The sequence below is a fragment of the Saccharopolyspora shandongensis genome (assembly GCF_900106995.1).
GTDB lineage: Bacteria > Actinomycetota > Actinomycetes > Mycobacteriales > Pseudonocardiaceae > Saccharopolyspora > Saccharopolyspora shandongensis.
Window position 1 is genome coordinate 18,760 of the sequence record NZ_FNOK01000040.1, and the last position, 26,790, is coordinate 45,549.

19 protein-coding genes and 1 other RNA gene are annotated in these 26,790 nt (G+C 72.2%); 7 read left to right on the plus strand and 13 right to left on the minus strand.

Translation table 11 applies throughout. The features are described from left to right. Positions 1-207: 207 nt before the first annotated feature. On the minus strand, positions 208-2,424 hold the full coding sequence (locus tag BLW84_RS31630; protein ID WP_143061170.1) for a glycosyltransferase family 39 protein: 2,217 nt from the start codon (positions 2,422-2,424) through the stop codon (positions 208-210). A gap of 342 nt (positions 2,425-2,766) precedes the next feature. On the opposite strand from BLW84_RS31630, the gene rnpB reads away from it, so the two are divergent. Further along, positions 2,767-3,161: RNase P RNA component class A (rnpB, locus tag BLW84_RS31635), an RNA gene on the plus strand. 78 nt (positions 3,162-3,239) lie between these two features. Here the strand turns inward: rnpB and BLW84_RS31640 are convergent. From BLW84_RS31640 to cobC, 11 genes are all read right to left on the minus strand, one after another. Then, a complete protein-coding gene (locus BLW84_RS31640) occupies positions 3,240-4,235 on the minus strand; it encodes an N-acetylglucosamine kinase (protein WP_093273044.1) in 996 nt (331 codons plus the stop codon). Continuing rightward, on the minus strand, positions 4,232-5,485 hold the full coding sequence (locus tag BLW84_RS31645) for a 6-phospho-beta-glucosidase (RefSeq protein WP_093272931.1): 1,254 nt from the start codon (positions 5,483-5,485) through the stop codon (positions 4,232-4,234). Before BLW84_RS31645 ends, BLW84_RS31640 begins: the two co-directional genes overlap by 4 nt. A gap of 13 nt (positions 5,486-5,498) precedes the next feature. After that, positions 5,499-6,884, minus strand: coding sequence for an IS607 family element RNA-guided endonuclease TnpB (gene tnpB / locus BLW84_RS31650; protein ID WP_093273046.1), 1,386 nt, complete (start codon positions 6,882-6,884; stop codon positions 5,499-5,501). Positions 6,885-6,965: 81 nt separating this feature from the next. Beyond that, entirely contained in the window at positions 6,966-7,790 is an 825-nt protein-coding gene (locus BLW84_RS31655) for a carbohydrate ABC transporter permease (RefSeq protein ID WP_093272933.1), read from the minus strand. Then, positions 7,790-8,767: a carbohydrate ABC transporter permease gene (locus tag BLW84_RS31660; RefSeq protein WP_177226794.1), complete on the minus strand. Its 978-nt coding sequence runs from the start codon at positions 8,765-8,767 to the stop codon at positions 7,790-7,792. Before BLW84_RS31660 ends, BLW84_RS31655 begins: the two co-directional genes overlap by 1 nt. A gap of 4 nt (positions 8,768-8,771) precedes the next feature. Further along, the gene (locus tag BLW84_RS31665; protein ID WP_093272934.1) at positions 8,772-10,145 is read right to left on the minus strand and encodes an ABC transporter substrate-binding protein; all 1,374 of its coding nucleotides are present in this window, start codon (positions 10,143-10,145) and stop codon (positions 8,772-8,774) included. Then, positions 10,142-11,377 (minus strand): ROK family transcriptional regulator, encoded by a 1,236-nt coding sequence (locus BLW84_RS31670; RefSeq protein WP_281247469.1) that lies wholly within the window; start codon positions 11,375-11,377, stop codon positions 10,142-10,144. Before BLW84_RS31670 ends, BLW84_RS31665 begins: the two co-directional genes overlap by 4 nt. A 427-nt stretch (positions 11,378-11,804) precedes the next feature. Beyond that, the gene (locus tag BLW84_RS31675) at positions 11,805-12,941 is read right to left on the minus strand and encodes a bifunctional RNase H/acid phosphatase (RefSeq protein WP_093272936.1); all 1,137 of its coding nucleotides are present in this window, start codon (positions 12,939-12,941) and stop codon (positions 11,805-11,807) included. Further along, complete coding sequence (locus BLW84_RS31680) at positions 12,938-13,669, minus strand: zinc ribbon domain-containing protein (RefSeq protein WP_093272938.1); 732 nt, start codon at positions 13,667-13,669, stop codon at positions 12,938-12,940. Before BLW84_RS31680 ends, BLW84_RS31675 begins: the two co-directional genes overlap by 4 nt. Then, entirely contained in the window at positions 13,666-14,520 is an 855-nt protein-coding gene (locus BLW84_RS31685) for a Nif3-like dinuclear metal center hexameric protein (protein ID WP_093272940.1), read from the minus strand. Before BLW84_RS31685 ends, BLW84_RS31680 begins: the two co-directional genes overlap by 4 nt. Positions 14,521-14,527: 7 nt before the next feature. Beyond that, positions 14,528-15,577: an Rv2231c family histidinol phosphate aminotransferase CobC gene (cobC, locus tag BLW84_RS31690; RefSeq protein WP_093272942.1), complete on the minus strand. Its 1,050-nt coding sequence runs from the start codon at positions 15,575-15,577 to the stop codon at positions 14,528-14,530. Between the two features lie 205 nt (positions 15,578-15,782). On the opposite strand from cobC, the gene BLW84_RS31695 reads away from it, so the two are divergent. The 3 genes from BLW84_RS31695 to BLW84_RS31705 all read left to right on the plus strand — a co-directional run bounded on the left by BLW84_RS31695 (position 15,783) and on the right by BLW84_RS31705 (position 18,244). Continuing rightward, complete coding sequence (locus BLW84_RS31695; protein WP_093272944.1) at positions 15,783-16,241, plus strand: low molecular weight protein-tyrosine-phosphatase; 459 nt, start codon at positions 15,783-15,785, stop codon at positions 16,239-16,241. A 5-nt stretch (positions 16,242-16,246) separates the two neighbouring features. Then, positions 16,247-17,116, plus strand: coding sequence for a fructosamine kinase family protein (locus BLW84_RS31700; protein WP_093273055.1), 870 nt, complete (start codon positions 16,247-16,249; stop codon positions 17,114-17,116). A 195-nt stretch (positions 17,117-17,311) separates the two neighbouring features. After that, positions 17,312-18,244 (plus strand): SURF1 family cytochrome oxidase biogenesis protein, encoded by a 933-nt coding sequence (locus BLW84_RS31705; RefSeq protein WP_093272946.1) that lies wholly within the window; start codon positions 17,312-17,314, stop codon positions 18,242-18,244. Positions 18,245-18,551: 307 nt separating this feature from the next. Here BLW84_RS31705 and BLW84_RS31710 read toward each other — a convergent pair whose 3' ends face one another. Further along, a complete protein-coding gene (locus tag BLW84_RS31710; protein ID WP_093272948.1) occupies positions 18,552-19,508 on the minus strand; it encodes a cobalamin biosynthesis protein in 957 nt (318 codons plus the stop codon). Positions 19,509-19,796: 288 nt separating this feature from the next. Here BLW84_RS31710 and BLW84_RS31715 point away from each other — a divergent pair, with 288 nt between their 5' ends. The 3 genes from BLW84_RS31715 to BLW84_RS31725 are packed head-to-tail and all read left to right on the plus strand — an operon-like array spanning position 19,797 to position 26,763. Beyond that, on the plus strand, positions 19,797-21,449 hold the full coding sequence (locus BLW84_RS31715; protein ID WP_093272950.1) for a TIGR02677 family protein: 1,653 nt from the start codon (positions 19,797-19,799) through the stop codon (positions 21,447-21,449). Continuing rightward, positions 21,446-22,663 carry a TIGR02678 family protein gene (locus BLW84_RS31720; RefSeq protein WP_093272952.1) on the plus strand — a complete coding sequence of 406 codons (1,218 nt, stop codon included), beginning with the start codon at positions 21,446-21,448 and terminating at the stop codon, positions 22,661-22,663. The genes BLW84_RS31715 and BLW84_RS31720 overlap by 4 nt, the downstream gene beginning before the upstream one ends. Next, positions 22,660-26,763 (plus strand): TIGR02680 family protein, encoded by a 4,104-nt coding sequence (locus tag BLW84_RS31725; RefSeq protein ID WP_245761523.1) that lies wholly within the window; start codon positions 22,660-22,662, stop codon positions 26,761-26,763. Before BLW84_RS31720 ends, BLW84_RS31725 begins: the two co-directional genes overlap by 4 nt. Positions 26,764-26,790: the final 27 nt, after the last annotated feature.

The window sequence follows — 26,790 nt, forward strand, 5'->3', positions numbered from 1 at the left end:
GACCGGATCACGCGAATGTGAAGCCGCGGGGCCGGATCGAACCAAGGTGATCTTGACGCGCCAACTCAGGGTAGCGGTTCGCGTACAGCGCCCGGCGGGCAGGGCGGCCGTCGCGACCGCCCGGATTGTGCACAGTGGACGCTCTACCGGCCGGAATGCCGGAACGCCCCAGCCACGACGGCCGGGGCGTTGGCATCTGCGAGCCCGCTACTGGCTGACCCAGTAGGCGTAGGACTGGTAATCCGGGTACGGGCCGAGGAATTCCTGCAACGGGCCCAGTTCGACGGTCACCGTCGAGTCGGTGACCAGCTCGGCCGGGATCGCGAAGGTGCCCTCGACCCAGCCGCGCGGGTCGGCGTCGAAATTCCAGATGCCCACGACCTCCCCGTTCACCGAGACCTGGACGGCGCGGGAACCGGTCGGCTCGGCCCCGAGCGGCTCGGTCGCGTCGACGCGGCCGAGGATCGTCGCCGCGCGGCCGGGGATCAGGTCGTGGAAGGTGAAGATCTCGCCGCCGACGACGTGCCGGCCGCTGTCGACGACGTCGCCGCCGTCGGGCCCGGTGACCGTCTTGACGTGGGTGCGCGGCTGGAAGCCCTGGTGCGCCGGGACGACCTGGTAGTCGTGCCGTTCCTCGTCGCGCAGGTCGGCGACGTTGAGCCGGTCGCGGATCTGCCCGTCGGTGGCCAGCAGCGGCTGGTCGCCGGAGCCCAGCGCGTTCCAGTCGGCCTGGTAGATGGTCACCTTGTTGCAGGTCCGCGCGGCCTGGCAGGCCGACGTCCCGCCGAGCGTGGTGTGCGAGAACGTCGGCGACTTCAGCTCGAAGGTGATCAGCTCGCGGCCGAACAGGCCGGCCTCGCCGAGGCCGTGCACGCTCCACGAGTCGAAGATGGCGAAGTAGTCCGGTCGCCGGTCCTCCGGCAGGTACCGCAGTTCCTCGTAGAGGCTGCCCGCGCCGTGCAGGTTCGGGGTGGCGAATCCGGTGGTGGCCAGCCCGATCAGGTCGACCACGTAGCGGTCCGAGAGGTAGGTGATGGCGCCGACGTCGTTGACCGCGACGTTCGCCCCGCGCGGCAGGTGCCCCTTGATCCAGTGCGCGATGGTCACCTGCTGGTCCCGGATACCGGCCGCCTGCTGGGCCTGCCGCAGGCTCCACGCGGGCAGCTGGGAGACCGTGAACAGCAGCGCCAGCACGACACCGCCGGCCAGCACGGAGCGCCGCGCGCCGCCGGTGAACAGCTGGGCCGCGGTGTGGATGCCGACGACGGCGAACAGCAGCAGGATCGGCATCAGCGGCTGCACGTAGCGCATGTGGTGGACGTCGGCGAACTCCAGCGTCGACACCGAGGCCAGCACCAGCACGACACCGATCGCGGCGGCCAGCGCCAGGCCGCGCCACTGCGGGGACCGCCGGAACAGGCCGATCACGCCGATCACCGCGAGCAGCAGCGCGCCGGGGAAGACGTAGTCCTGAGTGGACAGTCCGGAGAAGGCGGTCAGGAAGGTGCGGAAGTTGCTGAGCACCTGGTCCGCGACTTCCAGCGGGTACACCGCGGGCATGTGCAGCAGCGACTTGGCGAGCACGCCGTTCTGCTCCGCCGAACCCGTCACCGCCCAGTAGAACGCGTAGAGCCCGGCGGCGGCGTAGACCGGCAGGCCGATCCAGACGATCCGCCCGATCACGCGCGGCCAGGCGGCGCGGGTGCCGCGGGCGTGCGCGATCACGTGCCAGATCATCGCCAGGCTGAGCACGCCGGCGAACAGCAGCGCCTCGGTCCGGGTGATCGCGGCCACCACCGCGACCAGCGGCGTCCACAGGAACCGGTTCGTCGCGCGCTCGGCGGTGAACACCAGCAGCAGCGCGACGAGCAGGAAGGCGACGAAGGCGATCTCCATACCACTGGTGGCACCCCAGGCCAGCGGGCCGCTCAGCGCGACGAGCAGCCCGGCCCAGATCCCGACCTGGCGGCCGGCCAGCCGGGCACCGAGCCGGTAGGTGAGCGCAGCTGTCAGCGCCATGCACAGCGCGCCGAAAAGCATCGCGAACGGCAGGAAAGCCTCGCTCGGCAAGCCTAGCGCGTAGGCGCCGCCGAGGATCAGCACGTAGAGCAGGCTGCTCGCGCCGGTGCTGATCGGGTCGCCGGTGTTGTACTGCAGGAAGTGCCCGGTGCCGATCTGCCGCGCGTACTGCAGGTGGATGTACGCGTCGTCGACGGGCGGGATGAAGTGCCAGTTGTTGTAGGCCAGGTTGACCACCAGGAACAGCACGGTGACGAGCAGCGACAGCCCGCCGATCAGCCACGCGGCGGCGTCCCGGAAGAGTCGGCCGGCCGGTCGGGTGGTCGTCCCGGCCGCGGTTTCGACCGGTGACTCGGTCGGTATCTCGTCGTGTTCGTCGGCGCTGGGCGCCACGAATCTCGTCATGCTCGCTCCGAACGGTGGATCAGCGCGTTCCGATTTCGACGCGCGAGAAGAAGGAGGACGCCGCCTGGCGACGCGAAGCGTCGGCGCGGCGACCGCGGACTCCCGAGAAACCGATGCCGGACCGGCACCGATCGCCCCGACCTCAAGAACCCAACGCCGTCACCCTCCGCAACTGAACGCACACGCTGGGGAACTGCGCAAAACGCCCATCGCGTGCACGCCGAGATTAGCCCTCCCGGGGGATCCGCCGATTGCGGGGTCGATCTTGTCCGCCTGCGCCCGGCTCCGCGCCGACCGCCTGCGCGGACAGCCCTCCGGACCCTCTAGACTCGAACGCGCGGATGAGTCGGCCGGGTGACCGCGGCGGGAGCGATCTCGTCGAGGAAAGTCCGGACTCCACAGAGCAGGGTGGTTGCTAACGGCAACCCGGGGCGACCCGCGGGACAGTGCCACAGAGAACAGACCGCCCGGCGTTTTCGCCGGGTAAGGGTGAAACGGTGGTGTAAGAGACCACCAGCACCCCGGGTGACCGGGGTGGCTCGGTAAACCCCACCCGGAGCAAGGTCAAGAGGACGCCTTCGCGGCGTCTGCGCGGACGTTCGAGGGCTGCTCGCCCGATGTTCGCGGGTAGGCCGCACCGAGCCTGCCGGCGACGGCAGGCCCAGATGGATGGTCACCGACCGGGCCGGCCGCAAGGCTCCCGAGAACAGAATCCGGCTTACAGGCCGGCTCATCCGCCACAACCCGTCCGAGGGCCGTCTTCCGCGGCATCGGTGGCTCCGCAGTTTCAATTGAAACTGCGGACCCACCGGTGCTCAGGTTCCTTGGCCGACGGGCCTGGGATCGGCCCCGGCCAGCCTGCGCAGGGCGGCCGGGTCGGCGCCGATGCGGTCGAGGCCGAGCAGTCCCGCGCCGATCACCGGCGGCGCCTCGACGACGCGGACCTCCACCTCCGGCGAGACCTTCGCGCAGCGGCGCGTGATGTCCGGCAGCAGCCGCCGCCCGGCCCCGGCGAGCACTCCGCCGCCGAGGACCACCACCGCGGGCCCGTCGATCAGCCCGAGGCGGCGCAGCGTCACGGTGGCGAGCAGCCCGATCTCCTCGGCGAGCCGGTCGACGAGCTCACCCGCGATCGCGTCGCCGCTCTCGGCGACCTCGAACAGCACCGGGCACAGCCCGTGCAGCGCGCCCGCAGGCAGTTCCTCGAAGTGCAGCGCCTCGACGACCTCCGCCGCGGTGCGCGCCCCGAAATGGGCGAGCACCGCGGGCAGCAGCTCGGTCGGTGCACCGCGACCGTCTTCGGCGCGCACCGCCCACCACAGCGCCTCCTGCCCGAGGAACGCCCCGCCGCCCCAGTCACCGGAGATCCGGCCGATCGCCGGGAAGCGGGAGGTCCGGCCGTCGGGCGCGACCCCGACCGCGTTGATCCCGGCACCGCAGACCACCGCGACGCCGACGCCGTCGTCGGTGCCGGCCCGCAGCAGCGCGAAGGTGTCGTTGTCCACCGTCGCCGAGTCCGACCAGCCGCGTTCTTCGATCGCCTGGCGGAGTTCGAGCTCCTCCTGGGGCAGATCGGCGCCGGCCAGGCACGCCGCGGTGTGCGTCGCGAACGGCTCCGCGGTCGGCGCCCCGGCCAGGGCGGCGGCCTGCCGCGCCAGGTCCGCGAGGCTGTCCAGGCACCGCCGCACGCCGACGTGCTGGGGCGATGCGCCGGGCCCGCGCACGGCGGCCAGCACCGATCCGTCGGCCGCGACGAGCAGCACGTCGGTCTTGCTGTTGCCGCCGTCGATGGCCAGCACCGCGGGCTTCATCGGGCCCACGGCAGGAACGGGGCGTTGCGCCGGACGAGTTCGTCCGCCAGCTCGTCGGCGACGGCGTGCTGGCCGATCAGCGGGTGCGCGAGCAGCGCGTCGGCGACCCGGTCGCGGCCGCCGCGCAGCGCGGCCTCCAGGGCCAGCTGCTCGTACCCGGCGACGTGGCCGATCAGGCCCGCCAGCGCGGGCTCCACCGGTCGCACCGGCAGCGGCCGGGCTCCCGCGGAGTCCACAGTGGAGTTCGTCTCGACGACCATGTCGTCCGGCAGGAACGGCAGCGCGCCGTCGTTTCGCACGTTCACCACGTGCTCCGCCGGGCCGCCCGCGGTCAGGGCGTGCACCAGCTGCACCGCCGCCTCCGAGTAGTAGGCCCCGCCGCGCTTCGTCAGCTCCTCGGGCTTCCGCTTCACCGACGGGTCCGCGTACCGCTTGAGGAGGTCCCGTTCGACGTCGGCGACCACGGCCGCGCGGGGCGGGGATTTGCGTTGCTGCGCCAGCACTTCGTCGTGGGCGTAGAAGTACTTCAGGTAGTAGGACGGCACCATGCCGAGCCGCCGCAGCAGGTCGGACGGCAGGCCGATGTGCCCGGCCAGCGCGTCGGCGTGCTCGGCCAGCAGCTCCGGCAGGACGTCGCGGCCGTCGACGCGGACCCCGCGCACCCAGGTGAGGTGGTTCAGGCCGGTGTGCTCCAGCCGGACGGCATCGGGCGTGACGTCGAGCAGCTGCGCGATCCAGCGGCTGAAGGTGATCGCGACGTTGCACAGCCCGACCGCGCGATGCCCCTCCGCCAGCAGGGCGCGGGTGACTATGCCGACGGGGTTGGTGAAGTTGACGATCCAGGCGTCCGGCGCGACGGCCCGCACGTGCTCGGCGATGTCGAGCACCACCGGGACGGTCCGCAGCGCCTTCGCGAGGCCGCCCGCCCCGGTGGTCTCCTGCCCGATGCAGCCACAGTCCAGCGGGAACGTCTCGTCCCCGAAGCGCGCCTCCTGGCCGCCGACGCGCAACTGCAGCAGCACGGCCGACGCCCCGGTGGCCGCCTCCACGACGTCCGGCGTGGTGCGCAGCCGCGCCGGGTGGCCCGCTTCCCGCAGCAGCCGGCGGCAGAACGCGGCGACCACCTCCAGCCGCTCCGCATCCGGATCGACCAGCACGATCTCGTCGATGACCGGCTCCCGCCGGACCGCGAGGCCGTCAATGAGTTCGGGCGTGTAGGTGGAACCGCCGCCCACCACAGTCAGTTTCATCGCTGGCTACCGTTCACGAAGTGTGTGGACACGTGTTGTGAGCCAGCACCTTGCGGTGCCGGCGTTGGCCCGCGCTGTTGAGCGCGGGTCTTCCCGTGGCGATACCCGCTGCCCGCGTATTGCAGGGCTTGTGTGGGTTTCCATCGGGCTCGTTTACCGTCGCCCCGCAACTCGGGGAGGACGTCGTGGCCTCAGCAAGCTTGGCGAGGTTGCGGGCCGCGTTGAGGTCACGATCCAAGCTCATCCCGCAGGAGGAGCAGGTGAAAACACGGTCGGACAGGCGCAGCTTGGCTTTCACCACGCCACAATCCGAACACGATTTAGAGCTGGGATACCACCGGTCCGCGACGTGCACGCCCACCCCGGCCCAGGAGGCTTTGTACTCGACCTGACGTCGGAGTTCGGCCATGCCGACACCCGCGACCTGCCGCGCCAAGCGGCGGTTGCGGGTCATGCCCGCAACGTTGAGGTCTTCCAACACGATCGCACCGAAAGTCCGCACCAGCCGGGTGGACAGCTTGTGCAGCCCGTCGCGACGCGCGTTGGCCACCTTGGTGTGAAGCTTGGCGATGCGGGCTTGAGTGTTGCGCCACCGGTTCGACGGCTTCTGTCTGGTACGCCGGTTCGGGCCTTGACGTCGAGAAGCCTGACGTTGCAACCGTCGCAACTCTCGTTGCGCGACTTCGAGATGCTTCGGATTGGCGATCACCTCACCGGTCGACAAGACCGCGAGGGACTTGATCCCGAGATCCACCCCCACCGTTACATCGGGCTGGGAAGGGGCGGGATCGTCGTGGGTGATCTCCACCGAGAACGACACACACCAGCGCCCCGCCCGGTACGACACCGTCGCCGACCGGATCCGTGCCCTCCCGCACTCCACATGACGAGCGAGCTTGCGCGTGGACTCATGGGTACGCACCACCCCGATACGGGGCAGCTTCACATGCCGCCGGTCGTGGTCGGCGAGACCGAAGCTGCCGGTGGTGAACCGGCACGACAACCCAGCCCGCCTGCCTTTGAACTTCGGGAACCCGAGCTTGCTGCCTTTGCGTCTTCCCGTGTTCGAGTCGCCCCAGTTCTTCAGCGCAGCCGCCAGATTGGCCAAGCCAGACGAGTACGCCTCCTTCGAATTTTCCTGCCACCACGGCGCAACTGCATCCTTGGCCTGGTTCCAGTCCTTGCGCAAGTTGTAGGCCGACCAGCTCACATACGGCGTCAACTCATCCCCGCCTAGGCCGTACGATGCTTCGGCTTTCCGCTGATCACGGTTGGCTTTGATGCGGCCCAGCCCCCAGTTGAACGCGAACCGCTGCGCACCACAGTGCGACCGCAACGCCGACTCCTGCCCAGGATTCGGGTCCAGCACGAACCGGTACGCCTGCAGCACCGTCCTCATCACCGAGAACAGTATCGACCGGCACCGACAACCCCCACGATCTACCAAATCATCAACCTCCTCCCCCCTCGACACATTCCGCTACCCCTTGACTCCGGTGAAGGTGATGCCGCGGACGAAGGCTCGTTGCGCGAACAGGAAGAGCACGATGACCGGCAGCATCACCAGCACGGTCGCGGCCATCGTCAGGTTCCACTCCACCCGGTGCATGCCGCGGAACGACGCCAGCCCTACCGACAGCGTCCAGGACTGCTGGCTCTCGCCGGCGTAGAGCAGCGGGCCGAAGAAGTCGTTCCAGGTGTAGAGGAAGCAGAACAGGGCTGCCGCGGCGATGCCGGGCCGCGCCATTGGCAGCACGACCCGCAGCATCGCGGTGAACTCGGAACAGCCGTCCACCTTCGCGGCATCCACATAGGACTGCGGGATGGTCAGGAAGAACTGGCGCAGCAGGAAGATGCTGAACGCGTCGCCGAACAGGTACGGGATGATCAGCGGCCAGATCGTGCCGGTGAGCTCGAAGCGGGTCCACACGATGTACAGCGGCACCGCGGTGACCTGCGGCGGCAGCATCATGGCCGCGATCACCAGCACGAACGCGGCGTTGCGGCCCCGCCAGCGCAGCTTCGCCAGCGCGTAGGCCACCGGGATGCTGGAGATCAGCATGAAAGCCGTGGCCAGCACCGAGTAGAGCAGGCTGTTGGCGAGGTACTGCAGCATCGGAGCCTTGGTGAAGACCTCGCCGAAGTTCTCCCAGTGCCACTCCCGCGGCCACAGGTCGGCGGTGAGCGCCTGCTGGTCGGACATCGCCGCGGTGAGGAACACGAAGACCAACGGCAGCAAGAACATCAGCCCGAGCGCGATCCCGACGCTGTGCACCGCCACCCAATACAACCGCCCGTGCGACATCAGCCCACCTCCTCGGCGTTGGTGCCGCCGCGCATCCGGCGGATGAGCAACGCGGTGAAACCGAGGGAGAACACGAACAGCACGACCGCCATCGCCGCCGCGTAACCCATGTTGTAGTAGTGGAATCCCTGCTGGTAGAGCCAGGCCGGGAAGGTCAGCGTCGCGTTGTCCGGGTAGCCCAGGACCTTGCTGCTGCCCACCACCTCCGCCTGCCCGGAGGCCACCGAACCGGCGACCACCGCCTGGGTGAAGTACTGCAGCGCGAAGATGATCGAGTTGACCACGCCGAACAGCAGCACCGGCGCGATCGACGGCAGCGTGATGTGCCAGAACCGGCGGGCCGGGCCCGCGCCGTCGAGCGCCGCCGCCTCGTGCAGCTCCTGCGGCACGTCCAGCAGCGCCGCCAGCATGATGATCATCAGTTCGCCGCTGCCCCACAGCGTGAGCAGCGTCAGGGCGGGCTTGGCCCACGCCGGGTCGTTGAACCACAGCGGGCCGTCGATGCCCAGCAGCCCCAGCAACCCGTTCACCGGCCCGGTGCCGGGGTTGAACAGGAAGGTGAAGGCCAGCGTGGCCGCCACCGGCGGCGCGAGCGCGGGCAGGTAGCAGAGGGTGCGCAGCAGCCCGACGCCACTGCGCACCCGGGCGAGCACGGCGGCGACGCCGAGCGCGAACACCACGCGCAGCACGGTGAGGACCACGACCAGCCAGATCGTGTTCACCGCGGCGATGCGCACCACCGGGTCGCCGAAGAGCAGGTACGCGTAGTTGCGCAGCCCGACCCATTCCGGCGGGGTCAGCAGGTCGTAGCCGGTGAACGAGAAGAACACCGTGGCCAGCAGTGGATACGCGAAGAAGCAGCTGAAGCCGATGATCCACGGAGCCATGAAGCCCAGCACCCGCAGGCGGTTCCGCACCGTGCGGGCGCGGGCCGGGGCAGCCCGCCCCGGCCGCGTCCGTTCCAACGTCGCCACCATGCCGTCAGCCGCCGCCCAGCGCCTTGGCCGCGTCGATCTGGGCGTCCAGTTCCCGCAACGCCCCGCCGAGATCGCTGACCTGACCGCTCTGCCACTTCACCGAGAAGTCCTCGGTGGACTTCATGTAGGCGCTGCCGTTCGGGCTGGGCGGGCTGGCCACCAGCTGCGGGTTGTCGAACAGGTCCAGGAAGGTCTTGTACTGCTCGCTGCTCTGCAACCGGGGATCGTGCAGCGCCGCGGTGGTGGTCGGCACGTTCTTCAGGCCGTTGGCCAGGTCCACCAGCGCCGTCGTGTCGGTGGTCAGGTAGCGGATGAGTTCCCAGGCCGCGCCGGCGTTCTCCGCGCCGCGCGGGATCCCGATGATCGTGCCGGTCACGAAGCCGGTGCCGTAGAGCTCGGGCTTGCCGTCGGCGACCGGGAACGGCGCGGTGCCGAAGCGCAGGTTCGGCGCGTCGTCCTCGATGAACCCGGTGCGGTACTCGCCGTCGATCATCATCGCGATCTTGCCCTGCTGGAAGGCGTTGTCCGCGGAGTACTGCTGGCCGAGACCGGAGGTGAACTGCACCAGCTTGTCCCAGCCGTAGAAGTCGACGAGTTCCTTCTGCCAGCGGTACATCTCCTGCCAGGCCGGGTCCTGGCCCAGCACCGACTTGCCCTGCGCGTCCATCCACTTCGCGCCGAAGTGCGGCGCCCAGTTCCACGGGTGGTTGGCCTGCGAGGTCAGCACCGGCAGGAAGCCGGCGACCTTGATCGAGCCGTCCGGGTTGAACTCGGTGAGCCGCTTGGCGAGATCGGTCAGCTCGGACGCGGTCTTCGGCGGCGCGGTGATGCCCGCCCTGGCGAAGAGGTCGGCGTTGTAGTACATGCCGTAGACGTCGGCCAGCAGCGGCATCGCGCAGCGCTTGCCCTGGAACTGCGTGTACTCCTGGACGACCTTCGGGATCTGGTTCAGGTCGACCTGGTCGCGCTGCAGGTAGGGGCCGAGGTCCTGCCAGGCGCCGCTGGAGCAGAACTGGCCGAGGTTGATCGTCTCCGCCGAGATCGCCACGTCCGGCGGGTTGCCGCCGCGGATCGCCTGGGTGATCTTGTCGTCGTCCTGGTTGCCCTGGCTGTTGATGGTGATGTTCGGGTGCTTGGCGTGGAACCCGTCGAGCGCCCGGTTGAGCACGTCGAGCTCGCGGTCGGTGAACTGGCTGGACACCGTGATGGTGACCTGCTGGTCCGGACCGGGCGCGGGCTGCGGACCGTCCGATGTGGAGCCCGCCGTGCAGGACGCGGCGACCAGCGCCGCCACCGCCGTTCCCGCCGCCGCTAATGCTCGTGAGCGATAGTTCCGGTTCTCGCCGGAACGGCCGCTCACGACCGTTGACCGTCTCATCGCGCCTCCTCCAACTGGACTTCCGGGTCGGATCGGATTCCCACCGCTGTGGCGGGCAGGCCGAAGACCTGCTCCCGGGCGAGGCCGAGGGCCACTTGCAGGGCGCCCGCACGCACCGCGCGCTCGGTGCACTCCGCCGGTTCCACGGGGGTGCGCGGCACGACGAGGCGGTGCAGCTCGGCGGCGACCAGGTCGGCGAACTGCCGGCCGCCGACCTGCGCGATTTCGGCGGTCAGCAGCACGAGTTCGGGGTCGAGGACGCTGACGACCCCGGCGACGCCGGTGGCGACGCGGCGCGCCAGGTCGGCGAGGAACGCCTGCCCGGCGGCGCCCGCGGCGTGCGCGGCCTGCACGGCCGCCGCGCCGTTGCGGGCCTTCAGGCCGTGCGCGCGGGCGAGCTTGTTGATCGACCGGTAGCTGAGCAGGCCGCCCAGCCGCGAGCCGGTGCGGTCCACGCCGGTGTCCAGCCGGGCCCGGTCGGGCGCGCGCATCCAGTCGATCTCGCCCGCGCCGCCGGTGACCCCGCGGTGCAGCACGCGGTCGATCACAACGGCGGCGCCGAGCCCGTCGCTGAGCCAGACCAGCACGAAGTCCCTGACCTGCTGGGCCCTCCCGGCGGTCATCTCCACGAGCGCGACCAGGTTGACGTCGTTGTCGACGATCACGTCGGTGCCCAGTTCGGCGCGCAGCCGGCCGGGCAGGTCGAAGCCCTCCCAGCCGGGCAGGTGCGGGGCGAAGCCGAGGTGCCCGGTGGCCGGGTTGACCGCACCCGGCGAGCCGATCACGACCTTGGCGAGCTGGTCGGGGCGCAGCTCGGCGCGGGCGGCGGCCTCGGTCATCGCGGTGGCGAACGCCAGCGGCGCGTCGTTGCCGGACGGCAGTGCGCTGCGGTGCTCCACGCGGATCTCGCCGGTGATGTCGGCGATCACGATGTCGACCTCGTCGGGGGTCAGGCTCACGCCCGCGACGTGCGCGAGGGCGCCGTTCACCGACCACATCTGGGCGGCGGGCCCGCGATTTCCGCCGCGCAGCTTGCCGCGGCGCACCATGCCGGCCTTCTCCAGCCGGGCGAGCAGCGCGACGGTCGCGGGCTTGGACAGGCCGATGGCGGCTTCGAGCTCGGCCCGGGTCAACGCGCCCCGCCGCAGCATCGCCTCGATCGCGGCCCGATCGTTGATCGCCCGCAGCAACCGCGGGCTCCCGTCCCGTGCCGCCCCTGCTTCCCGCGCCACCGAAACCCCTATCCGTTAACTTCCTATACGGTTTCAGGGCACGCTAGTAACCCACCTCACACATGTCAATGGTCTGAACCAGGGACGCTGCGGAACGGCTCGGAAGCGCCGGGGGATCACCGGCAGTGAGTTTTCGGCGCAACAGCACCAAGTCTCGGCGTTTGAAATGGCAACGAGGCTCTTCAGAGGGTTTCGACTGTGGTTCGGCCTTTGTCCTTGAAGCGGCGCAGCCGCTTAGCCCACCCTCGCAACCGGCACCGCCGCAGGTTCACGGCGCCCACCCGTCCGGGGTTCTCTCAGCGAGGACAACCCCGACGTGGTGAATTGGCATTCATGCGGTCGGGCATCCCCCAGCGAGAAGGCCGCAGCAACTCCCGCAGGGGGCCGCCACCCGCACCCCCACGCAAAAAGAGCCTGGAAACAGGTTCTACGACCAGTGGGAGATGTCGTTGACCAGGCGGACCGACGCGTTGCCGTCCGGGTAGAACTCCACGATCGACAGCGACGCCAGGTCCAGGTGCAGGCGGTAGAACATCGACGGGCCGACGTCCAGGGCCAGGCGCAGCAGCGCCTTGATCGGCGTCACGTGGCTGACCACGATGATCGTCTGCCCCGCGTACCGGGCCAGGAGGTCGTCGCGGGCCGCCGTGACCCGCTCGTAGACCGCGTCGAGGCTTTCGCCGCCCGGCGGCACGATGCTCGGGTCGCCGAGCCACTTCCGGTGCAGCCGCGGGAACTGCTCGGAGGCCTCCCCGAAGGTGAGGCCCTCCCAGTCGCCGAAGTCGGTTTCCAGCAGGCCGTCGTGGAAGTGCAGTTCACCGCCGGTCGCGTCGACCACCGCCTGCGCGGACTGCCGGGTCCTGGTCAGCGGCGAGGCGATCACCGGCGCGATGCCATCCGGCGTGATCACGCCGTCCATCGCGGCCAGGCGCTTGCCCGCCGCGCGCACCTGCCGCTCCCCCAGCGGGGTCAGCGCGACGTCGCCCCGGCCGGAGTAGCGCCGGTCCACCGACATCGGCGTCTGCCCGTGGCGCAGCAGCAGCATCTTCGTCGGCGTGCCGTCGGCGCCGAGCCATCCGGACGGCCGGATGCGCGCGGAGCTCGTGCTCGCCGTGCCGGACGTCGACGTGCCGCTCGACTTCTCGGCGCCGCCGCCGGCCTGCCGGTCCATCGCCTCGTTGGCCAGCCGGTCGGCGTGCGCGTTCTGGGCGCGCGGCACCCACTTCAGGTCCACGCGGCCGAACCCGGCGATCAGCTGCCGGGCCTCGGCGGCCAGCGGCTGCAGGTTGACGTGCTTGACCTTCCAGCGTCCCGCCAGCTGCTCGATGACCAGCTTGGAGTCCATCCGCACCTCGAGCTCGGCGGCACCGAGCTCGGCGGCGGCCCGCAGGCCTGCGATCACGCCCTGGTACTCGGCGACGTTGTTGGTCACCACGCCCAGCCCGATGGAGCGCTCGGCGAGCACCTCGCCGGACTCGGCGTCGCGAACCACCGCGCCGCATCCGGCCGGGCCCGGGTTGCCGCGCGATCCGCCGTCGGCCTCGACGACGACCCGCGAGCTCACCGGTTCTCCCCGGTCCGCACCATGATCGCGCCGCACTCCTCGCAGCGGACCACGTCGTCGGCCGCAGCCTCGCGCACCTCGGTCAGCGCGGTGCGGTCGAGCTCGATCCGGCACGCGCCGCACCGGGCGCCCTGCAGCTGCCCGGCCGCGACGCCGCGCTGCGAGCGGATGCGCTCGTAGAGCGCGAGGAGGTCCGCAGGCATCGCCTTGGTGATCAGGTCCCGCTCGACCTTGCGGCGCGTCTCCGCCACCTCCAGGTCGGTGAGCGCCTCGTCGCGGCGCGACTGGATGTCCGCGAGCCGCTCCTCGGCGACGGCGACGGCCTCGCGCGACTTCGTCACGTTCGTTTCGAGGGCCTCGCGCTGCTCCATGACCTCGAGCTGCTCGTCCTCGAGGATGCCCTGGCGGCGGGCGAGCGTCTGCAGCTCGTGCTCCAGATCTTCGAGCTGCTTGGCGGACGCGCCGGCCGCCATCAGGTCGCGGTCCCGCCGCTCCCGGGCGCGCACCTGCTCGACCTCGTTCTCCAGCCGCTTGACCTCGCGGTCCAGGTCGCTGAACGCGGTCTGGGCGACCACCAGCTCGTCGCGCTTGGCGCGCACCTCGCCCTCGGCCTGGCCGATCTGGTCCAGCTCCGGCAGCGTGCGCCTGCGGTGCTCGATGCGGTTGAGCTCCGCATCCGCCTCCGCGAGATCGAGCAGCCGTCGCTGAACGGCGGGGTCGGCTTTCACGCGAGCGCCCTCCCTGGGTCTGATGCCGCGCCGGCGTGGACGGTCCACGGGTCGGTGCGGCGGGTGGAAACGAGGACTTCGACTGTATCCGGCAGCGCGGCGGCGACGATGTCCGCGGCCTGTTGGCACCACGGCCACTCGCTCGCCCAGTGCGCCACGTCCACCAGGGCGGGCACCTGCGCCCCGGGCACGTCGGCGCGGGCCAGGTGCTCGCCGGCCGGGTGGTGCCGCAGGTCGGCGGTCACGTAGGCGTCGACGCCCGCGGCAGCCGCGGTCGCCAGGTAGGAATCGCCCGCGCCGCCGCACACCGCGACGGTGCGGATCGGCCGCTCGGGGTCGCCCGCACCGCGCACGCCCCAGGCCGTGGTGGGCAGGTTCTGCGCGACGCGGCTCACGAAGTCGCGGAACGGCTCGGCCTCGGGCAGCTCGCCGATGCGCCCGAGCCCGGTCTCGGCGCCCTCCGCGTGCGGCACCAGCGGCCGGAGCACCGTCAGGCCGATCGCCGCGGCCAGCGCATCCGACACGCCCTGCACCGCGCTGTCGGCGTTGGTGTGCGCGCAGTACAGGCCGATGCCGGCGCGGATCAGCCGGTGCACGATCCGGCCCTTGGGATCGTCCGCGGGCACCCCGTGCACCCCGCGCAGCAGCAGCGGGTGGTGCGAAACCACCAGCTGCGCGCCGAAATCCACCGCTTCGTCCACAGTGGCCTCGACCGGGTCCACGCAGAACAGCACCCGCTGCACGACCGCGTCCGGGTCGCCGCACGCCAGGCCGACCGCGTCCCAGCTCTCCGCCAGCGCGGGCGGATACGCCTCCTCCAGCGCGCCGATCACCTCTCGAAGCCGCGTCACCACCGGCTCACCCCCGTCCCAAGATGTCCCGTAATGCCTTCACCAGCAAAGCGTTCTGCGCCGGGTCGCGAACCGCGACCCGCAGGTGATCGGGGCCGAGCCCGGGGAACGTGTCGCCCCGGCGGACCGCGATTCCGTGCTGCCGCAGCGCTTCCCGCACTTCCGCCCCGCCGGCCACCTGCAGCAGCAGGAACGGGGCGCGGGCGGGCAGCGCGATCCGCAGCCCCGGGATGCCGTCGAGCTCGGCGACCAGCCCGGCGCGGTGCTCCTCGAACTCGGCCGCCGCCTGCCCGGATTCGGCCAGCGCCGCCGGCTCGCAGCAGGCGATCATCGCCTCCAGCACCAGCGCGTTGACCGGCCAATGTGGACGATAGCGGGACAGCCGCCGCAGCAGCTCCGGATCCCCCAGCGCGTATCCAGCGCGCAGCCCCGGCAGCCCCCACATCTTGGTCAGGCTGCGGAACACCAGCAGCCCGGGCTCCCGGCAGCCCGCGAGCGACTCCGGCTCGCCCGGCACGGTGTCGGCGAACGCCTCGTCGACGAGCACCACCCGGCCCGGCCGCAGAAGGCGCCGGATCTCCGCCGCCGGATGCAGCACCGACGTCGGGTTGGTCGGATTGCCCAGCACCACGAGATCCGCCTGCTCCGGCACCGCGGTGGCGTCCAGGCGGTAGCCGTCCGCCGGATCCAGCTGCACCCGCGCCACCTCGACACCCGCGGTGCGCAACGCCAGCTCGGGCTCGGTGAACGAGGGGTGCACCAGCGCGGCGAGGCGGGGGCGCAGCGACGGCAGGAGCGCGAAGCCCTCCGCGGCCCCGGCCAGCGGCAGGACCTCGTCGGCGGTGCGGCCGTGGCGGGCGGCGGCAGCCGACCGAGCGGCCAGGTCGTCGGCGGCCGACGGGTAGCGGCCGAGGCGGTCCAGCGCCGCCGCGAGGCGGTGGCGCAGCCACGCCGGGGGGCGGTCGAGGCGGACGTTCACCGCGAAGTCGAGCAGGCCGTGCTCGGCGTCGACGTCGCCGTGGTGGCGCAACGAATCCCGGTCGTCCCCGCTGTTCATTCCGGGCAGTCTAACCAGGGCTGAATCGGGGCCGTGCGCCCCGAAGGCAGCGGTGATCCGACCGTCCCCCCGGCGGGTGCGCCGCGCCGGGCGGAGCGAGTCCCACGAGGTGAACGGACCGTTCGTCCCGATAGGCGGAGCGAACGGTCCGTTCACTCCTCCGGTCCCCCCGGCCGGGCGCGAGCGGCCCGTACCCTCGGGAAACGTGCACATCTCCTTCATCTGTACCGGCAACATCTGCCGTTCCCCGATGGCCGCCCTGGTGTTCCGCGAGCAGCTGCGGCGGGCCGGGCTGGACGGGCAGGTCGAGGTCACCAGTGCCGGGACCGGGCCGTGGCACGTCGGCGAGCCCGCCGATCCGCGCACCGCGAAGGTGCTCGCCGACCACGGCTACCCCACCGAGCACGTCGCGGCCCAGGTCGACGACCACCACCTGGACGCCGACCTGCTCGTCGCGATGGACGCCGGACACCTGCGCGCGGTGCGCCGCCTCGTCGACGGCTCGACCGAGGTGCGGCTGCTGCGCTCCTTCGACCCGGACTCCGCCGACGGCGCCGAGGTCCCGGACCCGTACTACGGCGGGCCGAACGGGTTCGACGACGTGCTGGCGATGATCGAGGCCGCGACGCCGGGCCTGCTGGTCTGGGTCCGCGAACGGCTGTGACGGCGATGCGCGACCAAGCCCGGGCGGCCGTAGCGGAGATCACCGGGCGGACGCCCGACAACGTGCGACAGCTCAGCGGCGGCGACACAGCGGCCGCGTTCGCGGTCCGCCTCGACGACGGCACGACGGTCTTCGCCAAGACCGCACCGATGCCCGGCGCCATAGCGGCCGAGGCGGCATCGCTGGCCTGGCTCGCCGAGCCCGACGCCATCGCCGTCCCCGAGGTGCATGGCCACGACGAGAAATGGCTGGTCACCGAGCACATCCCGGCGGCGGCGCCGAACGCGCTCGCCGCCGAGCGCCTCGGCCGCGAACTCGCCGCGCTGCACGCGGCCGGGGCGACCTCCTTCGGCGCAGCGCCGCCGGGCGGTCCGGCGGACGCGTGGATCGGGCTCGCCCGGATGCGCAACGAGCCGGGCGAGCAGTGGCCCGCCTTCTACTCCCGGCACCGGATCGAGCCGTACCTGCGCCGCGCCGTCGACGCGGGGACGGTCAGCGCCGAGGGCGGCGCGCTGATCTCGCTGGTGTGCGCGCAGATCGACGAACTCGCCGGGCCCGCCGAGCCGCCGGCCCGGCTGCACGGCGACCTGTGGAGCGGCAACGTGCACTGGGGTGCGCAGCGGGCGTGGCTGATCGATCCGGCCGCGCACGGCGGGCACCGCGAGACCGACCTCGCCATGCTGCGCCTGTTCGGCTGCCCCCACCTGGACCGCGTCGTGGCGGCGTACCAGGAGGTCAGCCCGCTGGCCGAGGGCTGGGAGCAGCGGATCGGCCTGCACCAGCTGTTCCCGCTGCTGGTGCACGCGGTGCTCTTCGGCGGTGGCTACGCGGGCCAGGCCGTCGCCGCCGCCCGATCCGCCCTCCGCGCCAGGTAGGCGGTCAGCGGTACCCGACGACGAGACCGATCGCCGTCGTGCGCTTCCGCCGACGACTACGTCACACCGGCAGAACCCCCCGCCGGGCGGCGCCCGGTCGTGCGCGCGTCCCGGGCAAAACGGGCGCTGACCTGCCACGATCCGGCTCCCACAACCGAAAACCGCAGGTCAGATTACTTCGGCTACCGTGTAGGAGTGCGCCTGAAGTTCTTGCTACGACCCGGTTGGCTCGGCCTGATCGCACTGGTCGTGGTGTTCGCGTCGCTGTGCTTCACGCTCCTCGCGCCCTGGCAGTTCAGCCGCAGCGACGAAGCGCAGACGCGCAACAACGCCATCGCCGAGTCGTTCCACGCGCCGCCGAAGCCGTTCGCGGAGGTGCTGCCCGCGGGGCAGGTGCCGGACCAGCGGACCGAGTGGACGCAGGTCGTGCTGCGCGGGCAGTACCTGCCGGAGGGCGAAACGCTGGCCTGGCAGCGCACCGTGCTCGGCGAGCCCGCGTTCGAGGTGCTGACCCCGTTCCGCCTCGACGACGGCACGACGGTGCTGGTCGACCGGGGCTTCATCCGCCCGGTCGACGGCACCCGGGCACCGGACTACGCGGCCGCGCCGACCGGCGACATCTCGGTCACCGCCCGCGTCCGGACCGACGAGCAGGACAGCAAGCAGCGCCCGCTGTTCGAGCACGACGGGCATCGCTGGGCCTACGCGGTGAACGCGGCGACCATCTCGACCGGCACCGGCCTCGCCCTGCAGCCGGGCTACGTGGTGCTCAACGACGGCCAGCCGGGCGTGCTGGGCGCCATGCCGCTGCCGCGTCTGGAATCGGGACCGTACTTCTCCTACGCCCTGCAGTGGATCGCCTTCGGCATCATGGCGATCATCGCCATCGGCTACCTGATGTACTCGGAGCTGCGCCCCGACGCCCGCCCTGCCTGGCACAACGCCCCGGCCGACGAGAAGTCCGCCGACGGGCCGAAGCCCGTCGCGAAGAGCGGCCGCCGCCGGAAGATGTCGGTGGCCGAGGCGATCGCCGAGGAAGAGCGCCAGGAACGCGAGGAAGAGGCCCGCCGCAAGGCCGAAGCCGGGGCCCCGGCCGACGACGCGGCCCACCAGACCAACAACGCCTGACGACGCCACGAGGTCCGCCCGATTTCGCCCGAAGTCGGGCGGACCTCGGCGCGCAAGACGAGTTCCGATCTCCCTGAGGTCCGCGGGCACGCGCGGGACGTGGTCGCCCGGGGCTCAGGGCGGCGCTTTCGCGCGAAATCGCCATCGATGTCAGGCGGGCACGTACGCGGCGGGCGGAGCCGTTGTGAAACGGGCCCGGCCCGCGCCCATCGGGCTCGCGCGTTCCAATTTCCGCGGTTCAGGTGTCGTGAGCACGTTGGATCGCCACAGCGGCACAAACACTCACGGCGCCTGGGCAGGCGGAACGTCAGCGGTTCCGGCGGTCCCGGCGGATTCCCCTGGTCAGGGCGAACGCCGCCGTCAGGACTCCCGTGACCGTGCCGATCACCCGCGAGAGCTCGACGCTGCGCGTCACGTCGCCCGCGTCCGCCGTCCGGCCCTCGCCCAGCACCGGGCGCTGCTCCACCACGTGGCCGTACACCGTGCGGCCGCCGAGCCGGATCTGGAGGGCACCGGCGAACGCCGCCTCCACCTGCCCCGCGTTCGGGCTCGGGTGCGCCGAGGCGTCCTGCCGCCAGGTCCGCCACGCGCCGCCCGCCGAGCCGCCGACCACCGGCGCGCACGCCGAGGTCAGCACGGCCGCGAGGCGGGACGGCACCAGGTTCAGCACGTCGTCCAGGCGCGCCGACGCCCAGCCGAAGTTGCGGTAGCGCGGCGAGCGGTGGCCGACCATGGCGTCGAGCGTGTTGGCCGCGCGGTAGCCGATCAGCCCCGGCACCCCGGCGATCGCTCCCCACACCAGCGGCGCCACCACCGCGTCCGAGGTGTTCTCGGCGACCGACTCGACCGTGGCCCTGGCCAGGCCCTGCCCGTCCAGCACCGCCGAGTCCCGCCCGCACAGGTTGCGCAGCCGCACCCGGGCCGCGTCGATCTCCCCCGCGTCGAGCATCCGGGCCATCGCGGTGCCTTCGTCCGCCAGCGACGAGCCGCCGAGCACCGCCCAGGTGGCCAGCCCGGTGACGGCGGCCTCCAGCACGGGGCTGCGCCGGGACAGCCGCTGCGCCAGGACCCCGACGCCGACCGTGCCGCCGACCAGCAGGCCGGTGTACGCGATGCCGGCCAGCCGCCGGTCCCGGTGCAGCGCCCGCTCGGCGGCCTGGGCGGCCTTGCCGAAGATCGCGACCGGATGCCCGCGCCTCGGGTCGCCGATCGCCGCGTCCGCGGCCACTCCGAGTAGCAGTCCGACCGCACGTCCCGCGCTCACCGGTGCCGTTCCTCCAACTCGATCCGATGCCCACCAACAAGCCCGGAAACCCGCGCCCGAACGGGCGTTCGCGCTGGTGATCGGCCGTGAGCGCGTCTGGTCGCCAGGACGGCCACAGGCGCTCACGAGCCCCCGCGCACCGCGGGTTCCCGGCATTGCGAGTGGCCCGGTCACGGGCACCCCCGACCTCGCAAAGCTCCCCGGAACGCTACCGCTGGGGCTGGTGGGGCCAGTCACCGCATGCCAGGTGACCAGCCGTGTCGGCGGGACGGGATATCGTGGCGGACCGTGACGGCCCCGGACCACGAAGCCGACGTGCTGCGCGCGGGCGTCGCGGGAACCACCGCGACGGACGCGCCGGCCACGCAGGCTCCCGAGCAGACCCGCGACGGCGGGCAGCGCCTGCAGCTCTTCGCCTATCTACAGGCGCCCGAGCATCGCACCTACCTGGCGATCATGCGGCTGTTCACCTCGACGCTGCTGGCCGACCTGTCCGCCGGCGAGGTGGGTGCGGCGCTGGCCGCCGCCGAGCGCGAGGGCCGGGTGGCCGCCGGCGAGTCCGATGTGGACACCGTGATCGACCGGCTCAAGCAGCTGGTCAAGTGGGGCAACCTGGTGGTGGGCCGCCGCGAGACGATCGCGTCGAGCATCGCCGAGTTCCAGCACGGCAGCGTGCGCTACCAGGTCAGCAAGCTCGCGGTCCGCGTGCAGCGGGACGTCGACGCGCTGCTGCGGGTTCCCGAGGGCGCCCGCGAGGTGTCGCGCGAGCTGCTGCCCGCCATCGACCGCGGCCTGTCCGGGATCGGCGAGGCGCTGTCGGCGGCCCTGGCCGCCGAGAGCCGCGATCCGCGCGCGAAACCCGCGCGGCAGGCGCGCGAACGGCTCGCCGAGCAGGTCACCACGGTGTTCCTGCAGCACGCCGAGCTCGCCGCCACGGTGCGCGACTTCTACGCCTACCTCGGCCAGGTCGTCACCCGCCACCAGCTGGCGCCGGACGAGATCTCCGGGTTCCGCAACCTGCTGGTCGAGTACATCCAGATGGTCGTCGAGGACGTGCTGCGGCACACCGGGACGATCGCCGGTTCGCTGGCCGGGCTGGCCGGCGTCCGCGGCGAGCTGCTCCGGCTGCTGGGCCCGGCCGACCAGCTGGGCATCGACGTGGAGCGGGCGCGGGGTCGCACCGCCGCGGACTGGCAGGAGCTGACCGACTGGTTCGTCGACTCGCCGGGCCGCCCGAGCCAGGTCGCGGCGCTGCGCGAGGCCACCGCCCGCGCGATCGGCTCGCTGCTGGCCAGCGTCAAGCGCGCCACCTCCGGCGGCGGGCTGGTGCCGGGGCGGCGCGGCGAGCTGCTGAAGCTGGCGAAGTGGTTCGACGGCGCCGACGGAACCACCGCCCACCAGGTGTATTCGGCCGCGTTCGGCCTGCACTCGGCGCGGCACCTGCTGCCCGCGCCGGACTACGACAGCGACAACGACAAGGTGTCGTGGCGCGACGGCCCGGTGGTCGACGTGACGGTGAGCGTGCGCAGCCGCGGAGATCGCGGGGCGCGCGGCCGGACCTCGCGGGTGCTCGACGACCCGATGACCGAGGAAACCCTGCTGGCGCAGGCCCGGCAGGCCGACGAGCGGCGCTCCGCCGCGGTCGCCGAGCTCGCCGCGGCGAGCTCTCGGCTGGACGAACAGCGGCTGTCGGCCGACGCTCTCGGCGTGCTGTGCGAACTGCTGACGCTGGCGATGGCGCAGCGCGATGGCTCCGACGACGCGGGAACGGCGCTCGACCCGGTGCACCGGCTGCGCGTCACGGTCCGCCCCGAAGCGGGCCAGGAGACTCGGATCTCCAGCGCCGCAGGCACTTTGACGCTCCGGGACACGGTGCTCGAAGTCGCCGGTGACGGCGCCATCCCGGACACCTCGGAGCCACTGCCCGGAGCCGCCCGATGATCGCGACCTTCGACGAACTCCCGGACATCGACGCGGCGAACGCGGTCCGCTGCGCGCGCGTGCTGCTGCGCCGCCCGCTGCTGCGCCCCGGTGGCCCGGACGGCGACCTGCTGCCGATGATCTACCGGCAGCGCGTCGTGCTCCAAGAGATCTTCTCGTCGTTGCTGGGTTACCGCCTGGTGGTGGAGCGCCGCTTCGCGCGGCTGTACAAGTCCGGGCCGGGCGTGGACGCCACCCGCGGCGAGGCGTCGCTGTCGCCGCGCGGCTACGCGTACCTGGCGCTGACGCTGGCGGCGCTGACCGGCATCGGCCGCCAGGTGCTGCTGTCGCGCCTGGTCAGCGATGTCCGCGCGGCCGCGGCCGAGGCCGAGATCCAGGTGGTCGACGACCCGGCGGACCGGCGCGCCCTCACCGCGGCGTTGCGGCACCTGGTGGCGCTCGGCGTGATCACCGAGACCGAGGGCTCGGTGGCCGCGGAGGCCACCGTCGAGGCGCTGATCACCATCGACACCGATCTGCTCGGCCAGCTCATCTCCGGGCCGCTCGCCGAGGCGGACAGTCCCGAGCAGCTGGTCGAGCTGGCCTCCGCCGCCGGGCCCCGGAACCTGGAGCACGCGGTGCGGCGCCGGCTGGTCGAGGACCCGGTCGTGCTCTACTCCGACCTGCCCGCCGAGCACTCCGCCTGGCTGCGCGAGCACGTGACCGGCGAATCCCGCCTGCTGGAGCGGTTCTTCGGCCTGGTCAGCGAGTGCCGCGCGGAGGGCGTGGTGGTCTGCGACCCGGAGGACTACCTCACCGACCTGGTCTTCCCCGGCCCCGGCACGGTCGCGCGCATCGCACTGCTGGCGCTGCCGGAGCTGCTGGGCCGCGCGGAGCCGGACGCCGCGGGCAAGCACCCGGTGACCTGGCAGGACTTCGTCGACGTCTGCCAGGACCTGGTCGACTCCTACCCGGCCGCCTGGTCCCGGCAGGCCACCGAGGACCGCCAGGCGCTGGTGCACTCGGTGGTCGCGCTGCTGCGCCGGCTCGGCCTGCTGCAGGAGCTCGACGGCCGATGGCTGCTCAGCCCGGCGGCGCACCGCTGGCTGCCGCAGCCGGACGCCACCCCGGCCCCGGGCCGGGAGCCGGAACCGGCGGCCCCGGAGCCACCGGGCTGGTCGCTGTTCGACGAGATGACAGTGTTCGACGAGATGCAAGGGGACGGTCAACGGTGAGCGCGGACAGCACGGAATCGGTGCCCACTGCCAACCGCTGGCGGCTGCACCGCGGCGGGATCGTCAACATCTGGCAGTACGCCGAGACGACCTTCGACCTGGGCGGCGGCCGGGCGATCTTCCAGGGCACCAACGGCTCCGGCAAGTCCCGCACCCTGGAGCTGCTGCTGCCGCTGTGCCTGGACGGCGACCTCCGCCAGCTGGGTTCGAAGGGCTTCGACACGGTCAGCATCCGGCGCCTGATGCTCGACGAGTACCCGGGCGGGCCGAACCGGATCGGCTACGCCTGGATCGAGCTGCACCGCGAAACCCCCGACGGCGGCGAGGAATTTCTCACCTGCGGAATCGGCGTGAAGGCGTCGAAGACCTCGCAGGCGATCAGCGACTCGTGGCGGTTCATCACCAGCCGCCGGGTCGGCATCAACCTTTACCTGGTCGGCGCGGACCGGGTGCCGCTGGGTTCGGCGCAGCTGCGCGAACTGCTCGGCGCCGACTGCGTCCTCGACGACCAGGCATTCCGCGCGAAGGTCGCCGCCTCGGTCTACGGCGTGCCCGCCGCGCGCTACGGCGACCTGCTGCACCTGCAGCGCACGCTGCGCAACCCCGACGTCGGCCTGAAGGTCCTGGAGGGGCAGCTGGAGCAGATCCTGTCGGACGCGCTGCCGCCGCTGGACCCGGGCCTGATCGAGCGGCTGGCGACGTCGTTCGACGACCTGGAGTCGATCCGGGAGAACATCGTCCGGCTCACCGGCGCGGACAAGGCGCTGACCGCGTTCCTGTCCACCTATTCCGGCTACGCCTTCGGCGCTCTGCGCGACCGCGCCGATGCGATGCGCACCGCGCAGGACAGGCTGCGTGCGCTGCGCAAGGAGCTGACCGGCCTGGAGAAGCAGGTTTCGGGCAAGCAGCGGGACAGGGAGAGCGCGCAGGAGACCATCGCCGAACTCGAACGGCGCGAGGCGGAGCTGGAATCCAGCATCGACGCGTTGCGCTCCCACCCGGCGTACTCCGAGCTGCAGAACCTGCGCGACCGCGAGCGGCTGGTGGAAAGCGCCCGCGCCGCAGCGGTTTCCGCGCTCGACACGGCGAGCAAGCACCGCGCTCAAGAGCACCGCTCGGCTGAGTCGGTGGTCGGCATGCTGCGCCGGTTGACCGGCGATTCGGAGGCGGCCGGGCAGGCCGCGGCCCGCGCCGCGCAGCAGCTTTCGACGGCGGGGCTGGACGGGGCGCTGGTGCCGCGGCCACCGGCCATTCCGGCCGCCGAGGTGCGGTCCGAGCAGGCGCGGGTGCGCACCTCGCCGGAGCCGGACGCCGAGCCGCTGCCCGTCGACCGCTACGCCGCGCCGCAGCTGGACACCGATGCACTGGCCGCGGAATTCCGCGCTGCCGTGGGAACTTCCGAGGAGGTCTCGGCGGTCGCCCGGCAGCGTTCGGCGCTGACGCTCGCGCTGCACCAGCAGGCCCAGGAGCTGGACGGCGAGCAGGACGAGGTCGGCGAGCTCCAGCGGCAGGCGCGGCAGGCGCAGCTGACCTCGACGGAGGCGGCCGGCCGACGCAACCAGGCGCAGCAGGAACTCACCGACGCCGCGGCGGTGTGGGTGGAACGCGCGCAGAAGTGGGCCGTGGCCTGGCCATCCACTGTGGACGACCAGCTGCCGGAGCCGCCGTCGGCGGAGGACCTCGTCGCGGACCGGTCTGCGACGCGGCAAGCCCGCGAGCAGGCGCGCCGCTGGGCCAAGCCGCAGCTACACGAGGCCCGCCGCCAGGTCGCCGAGGTGGAGCAGGAGATCGCCGAGCTCCACGCGGAATCCCGGTCCCGCGAACAGGAACTCGCCGAGCTCCGCGCCGGCCACGAGCAGACGCCGAACCGCCCCGCCTGGGCCGACGCCGAACGCGACACGGCCCGGGGCCGGGCCTTCTACGAACTCGTGGACTTCCAGCCGTCGCTGGACGAATCCGACCGGGCCGGGCTGGAGGCGGCGCTGCAGTCCAGCGGCCTGCTCAACGCCTGGGTCACCGCGGAGGGCGAGGTCCCCGGCCTCGCCGACCTGCTCGCCGCACCGGCCGAGCCCGGCTCCGGCGGCACACTGGCCGAGCTCCTGTCGCCCGCCGCCGAGGCCGACTGCCCGGTGTCGCCGGAGCGGGTCGCCGCCCTGCTGGCCTCGGTGTCGATCGACGGCGGCGCCGGGCTTTCGGTGTCGGTCACCGGCGCCTGGCGCGCGGGGGTGTTGTCCGGCTCCTGGCGCAAGGAAGCCGCGGAGTACGTCGGCGCGGGCGCCCGCGAAGCGGCCCGGGCCCGGCGCATCGCGGAGCTGGAGGAGGACCTCGCGCGGCTGCGCGCGGAGACCGGCGAAGCCGAGCGCCGGCATCGCGAGGCGAGCGAGGACACCGCGGCGCTGGAGCAGCACCTCGAGTCCTACCCGGACGACAGCGACCTGCTGACCGCGCACGCCAAGCTGACCACGGCGATCGAGTCCGCCGCGGACGCCGACCAGAAGGCCGTGCAGCTGCGCGAGCAGCACGAGAGCGCCGATCAGCGCTGGCAGGCGGCGCAAGCCGAGCTGGTGCGCTCGGCGGGCGAAGCCGACCTGCCCGCCGACACGCAGGCGCTCGACGCCGCCCACCGCGCCGTCCTCGACGCCCGCGCGGGCATCGACGCGCTCCGCGAGGCGATCGAGTCGCGCTGCCTGCCGACGCTCACCGACCTGCGGGATCTCTCGCTGCACCACGACGCGGCGGTGGCCGACCGGATGGAGGCCGAGTCGCAGGCCGAGCAGCGCTGTGCCGAGTACGCGGAGCAGGCCACCGGCCTCGCCGAGCTCACCTCCGCCGTCGGCGGCGAGGCGCAGCAGATCGCCGACAAGGTCGGCGCTTTCGAGCGGGAGCGGGCCGAGCTGCGCACGCAGCTGCCGCAGGCGCGGGAGAAGATCAGCTCGCTGCGGGAGTCCTCGGCGCGGTTGGAAACCCAGCTGGAGCACAAGCAGTCGCAACTCGCGGGCCGGGAGCAGGATGCGACGTCGGCGACCGAAGCCTTCCAGCAGGCGGTGCGGATCCCGGGCCTGTGGTCGGCCGCGGACGTCGGCGAGACCGCGCCGGACGACCCGGCCGATGCGGCGCGGGTGCTCGCCGAGGCGGACCGCCGGGGCTCGTCGGAGGCCACGGTGCTCAACCGGCTGCAAACCCTGCAGCACTCGCTGAGCGGCAACTACGACATCACGGCCGCCGACCAGCACGGTCTGCTCACCGTGACCGTCACCGGTGAGGAGGGCCCGCAGCCGGTGGCCGACGCCGCGCGCCGGGTCGGCGAACGCCTCGGCGAACAGCGCGGCTATCTCAACGAGCGCTACCAGTCGATCTTCGCCGACTACCTGATCCGCGACCTCGCGGAGCGCCTGCGCGGCCAGGTCGGCATCGCCGAAGACCTGTCCAAGCGGATGAACGAGGTGCTCGACGGCGCCCGCTCCAGCCAGGGCGTGCACGTCCAGCTGGACTGGCAGCCGTCGGCGGCGCTCGGCGACGACATCAAACAGGCCATCGACCTGGTCCGCACCCCATTCGCCAGCCGCAGCGACGACCAGGACGCGCTGCTGCGCCGGGTGTTCACCGACCTCATCGAGTCCGAGCGGGACAGCACTTCGGGCGGCTACGCGGAAATCCTGGCGCGGGCGCTGGACTACCGGTCGTGGTTCGCGTTCACGGTGCGGGTCCGCGACACCGGCCCGGACGGCAAGCCTCGCGTCCGGCGGCTGCGGCAGCTGTCCTCCGGCGAGACGCGGCTGATCTCCTACGTGACGCTGTTCGCCGCGGCGGCGGCGTTCTACGACGCGGTCAGCGTGTCCTCGGACGGACGCGGGCCGCTGCGGCTGGTGCTGCTGGACGAGGCGTTCGAGCGGCTGGACGACCCGACGATCGCGCGGATGCTCGGCCTGCTGGTGGACCTGGACATGGACTGGCTGATCACCTGGCCGAGCGGCTGGGGCGTGTCCCCGAAGATCCCGAAGATGCACATCTACGACGTGCTGCGTCCGCGCAGCGGCCACGGCATCGCCTGCACCCACACCACCTGGGACGGCGCCGCCCTCGACCGCGCCGACGGATGATCTTCGCGCGGCTCTGGTGGTTGATGC

What these genes read in the sequence shown, in the direction of transcription:
- BLW84_RS31720 (WP_093272952.1), top strand. Translation starts at nt 21,446, where the DNA reads ATGATCGCGACCTTCGACGAACTCCCGGACATCGACGCGGCGAACGCG.
- BLW84_RS31640 (WP_093273044.1), bottom strand. Translation starts at nt 4,235, where the DNA reads ATGAAGCCCGCGGTGCTGGCCATCGACGGCGGCAACAGCAAGACCGAC.
- BLW84_RS31645 (WP_093272931.1), bottom strand. Translation starts at nt 5,485, where the DNA reads ATGAAACTGACTGTGGTGGGCGGCGGTTCCACCTACACGCCCGAACTC.
- BLW84_RS31655 (WP_093272933.1), bottom strand. Translation starts at nt 7,790, where the DNA reads ATGTCGCACGGGCGGTTGTATTGGGTGGCGGTGCACAGCGTCGGGATC.
- BLW84_RS31700 (WP_093273055.1), top strand. Translation starts at nt 16,247, where the DNA reads ATGCGCGACCAAGCCCGGGCGGCCGTAGCGGAGATCACCGGGCGGACG.
- tnpB (WP_093273046.1), bottom strand. Translation starts at nt 6,884, where the DNA reads ATGAGGACGGTGCTGCAGGCGTACCGGTTCGTGCTGGACCCGAATCCT.
- cobC (WP_093272942.1), bottom strand. Translation starts at nt 15,577, where the DNA reads ATGAACAGCGGGGACGACCGGGATTCGTTGCGCCACCACGGCGACGTC.
- BLW84_RS31660 (WP_177226794.1), bottom strand. Translation starts at nt 8,767, where the DNA reads ATGGTGGCGACGTTGGAACGGACGCGGCCGGGGCGGGCTGCCCCGGCC.
- BLW84_RS31630 (WP_143061170.1), bottom strand. Translation starts at nt 2,424, where the DNA reads ATGACGAGATTCGTGGCGCCCAGCGCCGACGAACACGACGAGATACCG.
- BLW84_RS31665 (WP_093272934.1), bottom strand. Translation starts at nt 10,145, where the DNA reads ATGAGACGGTCAACGGTCGTGAGCGGCCGTTCCGGCGAGAACCGGAAC.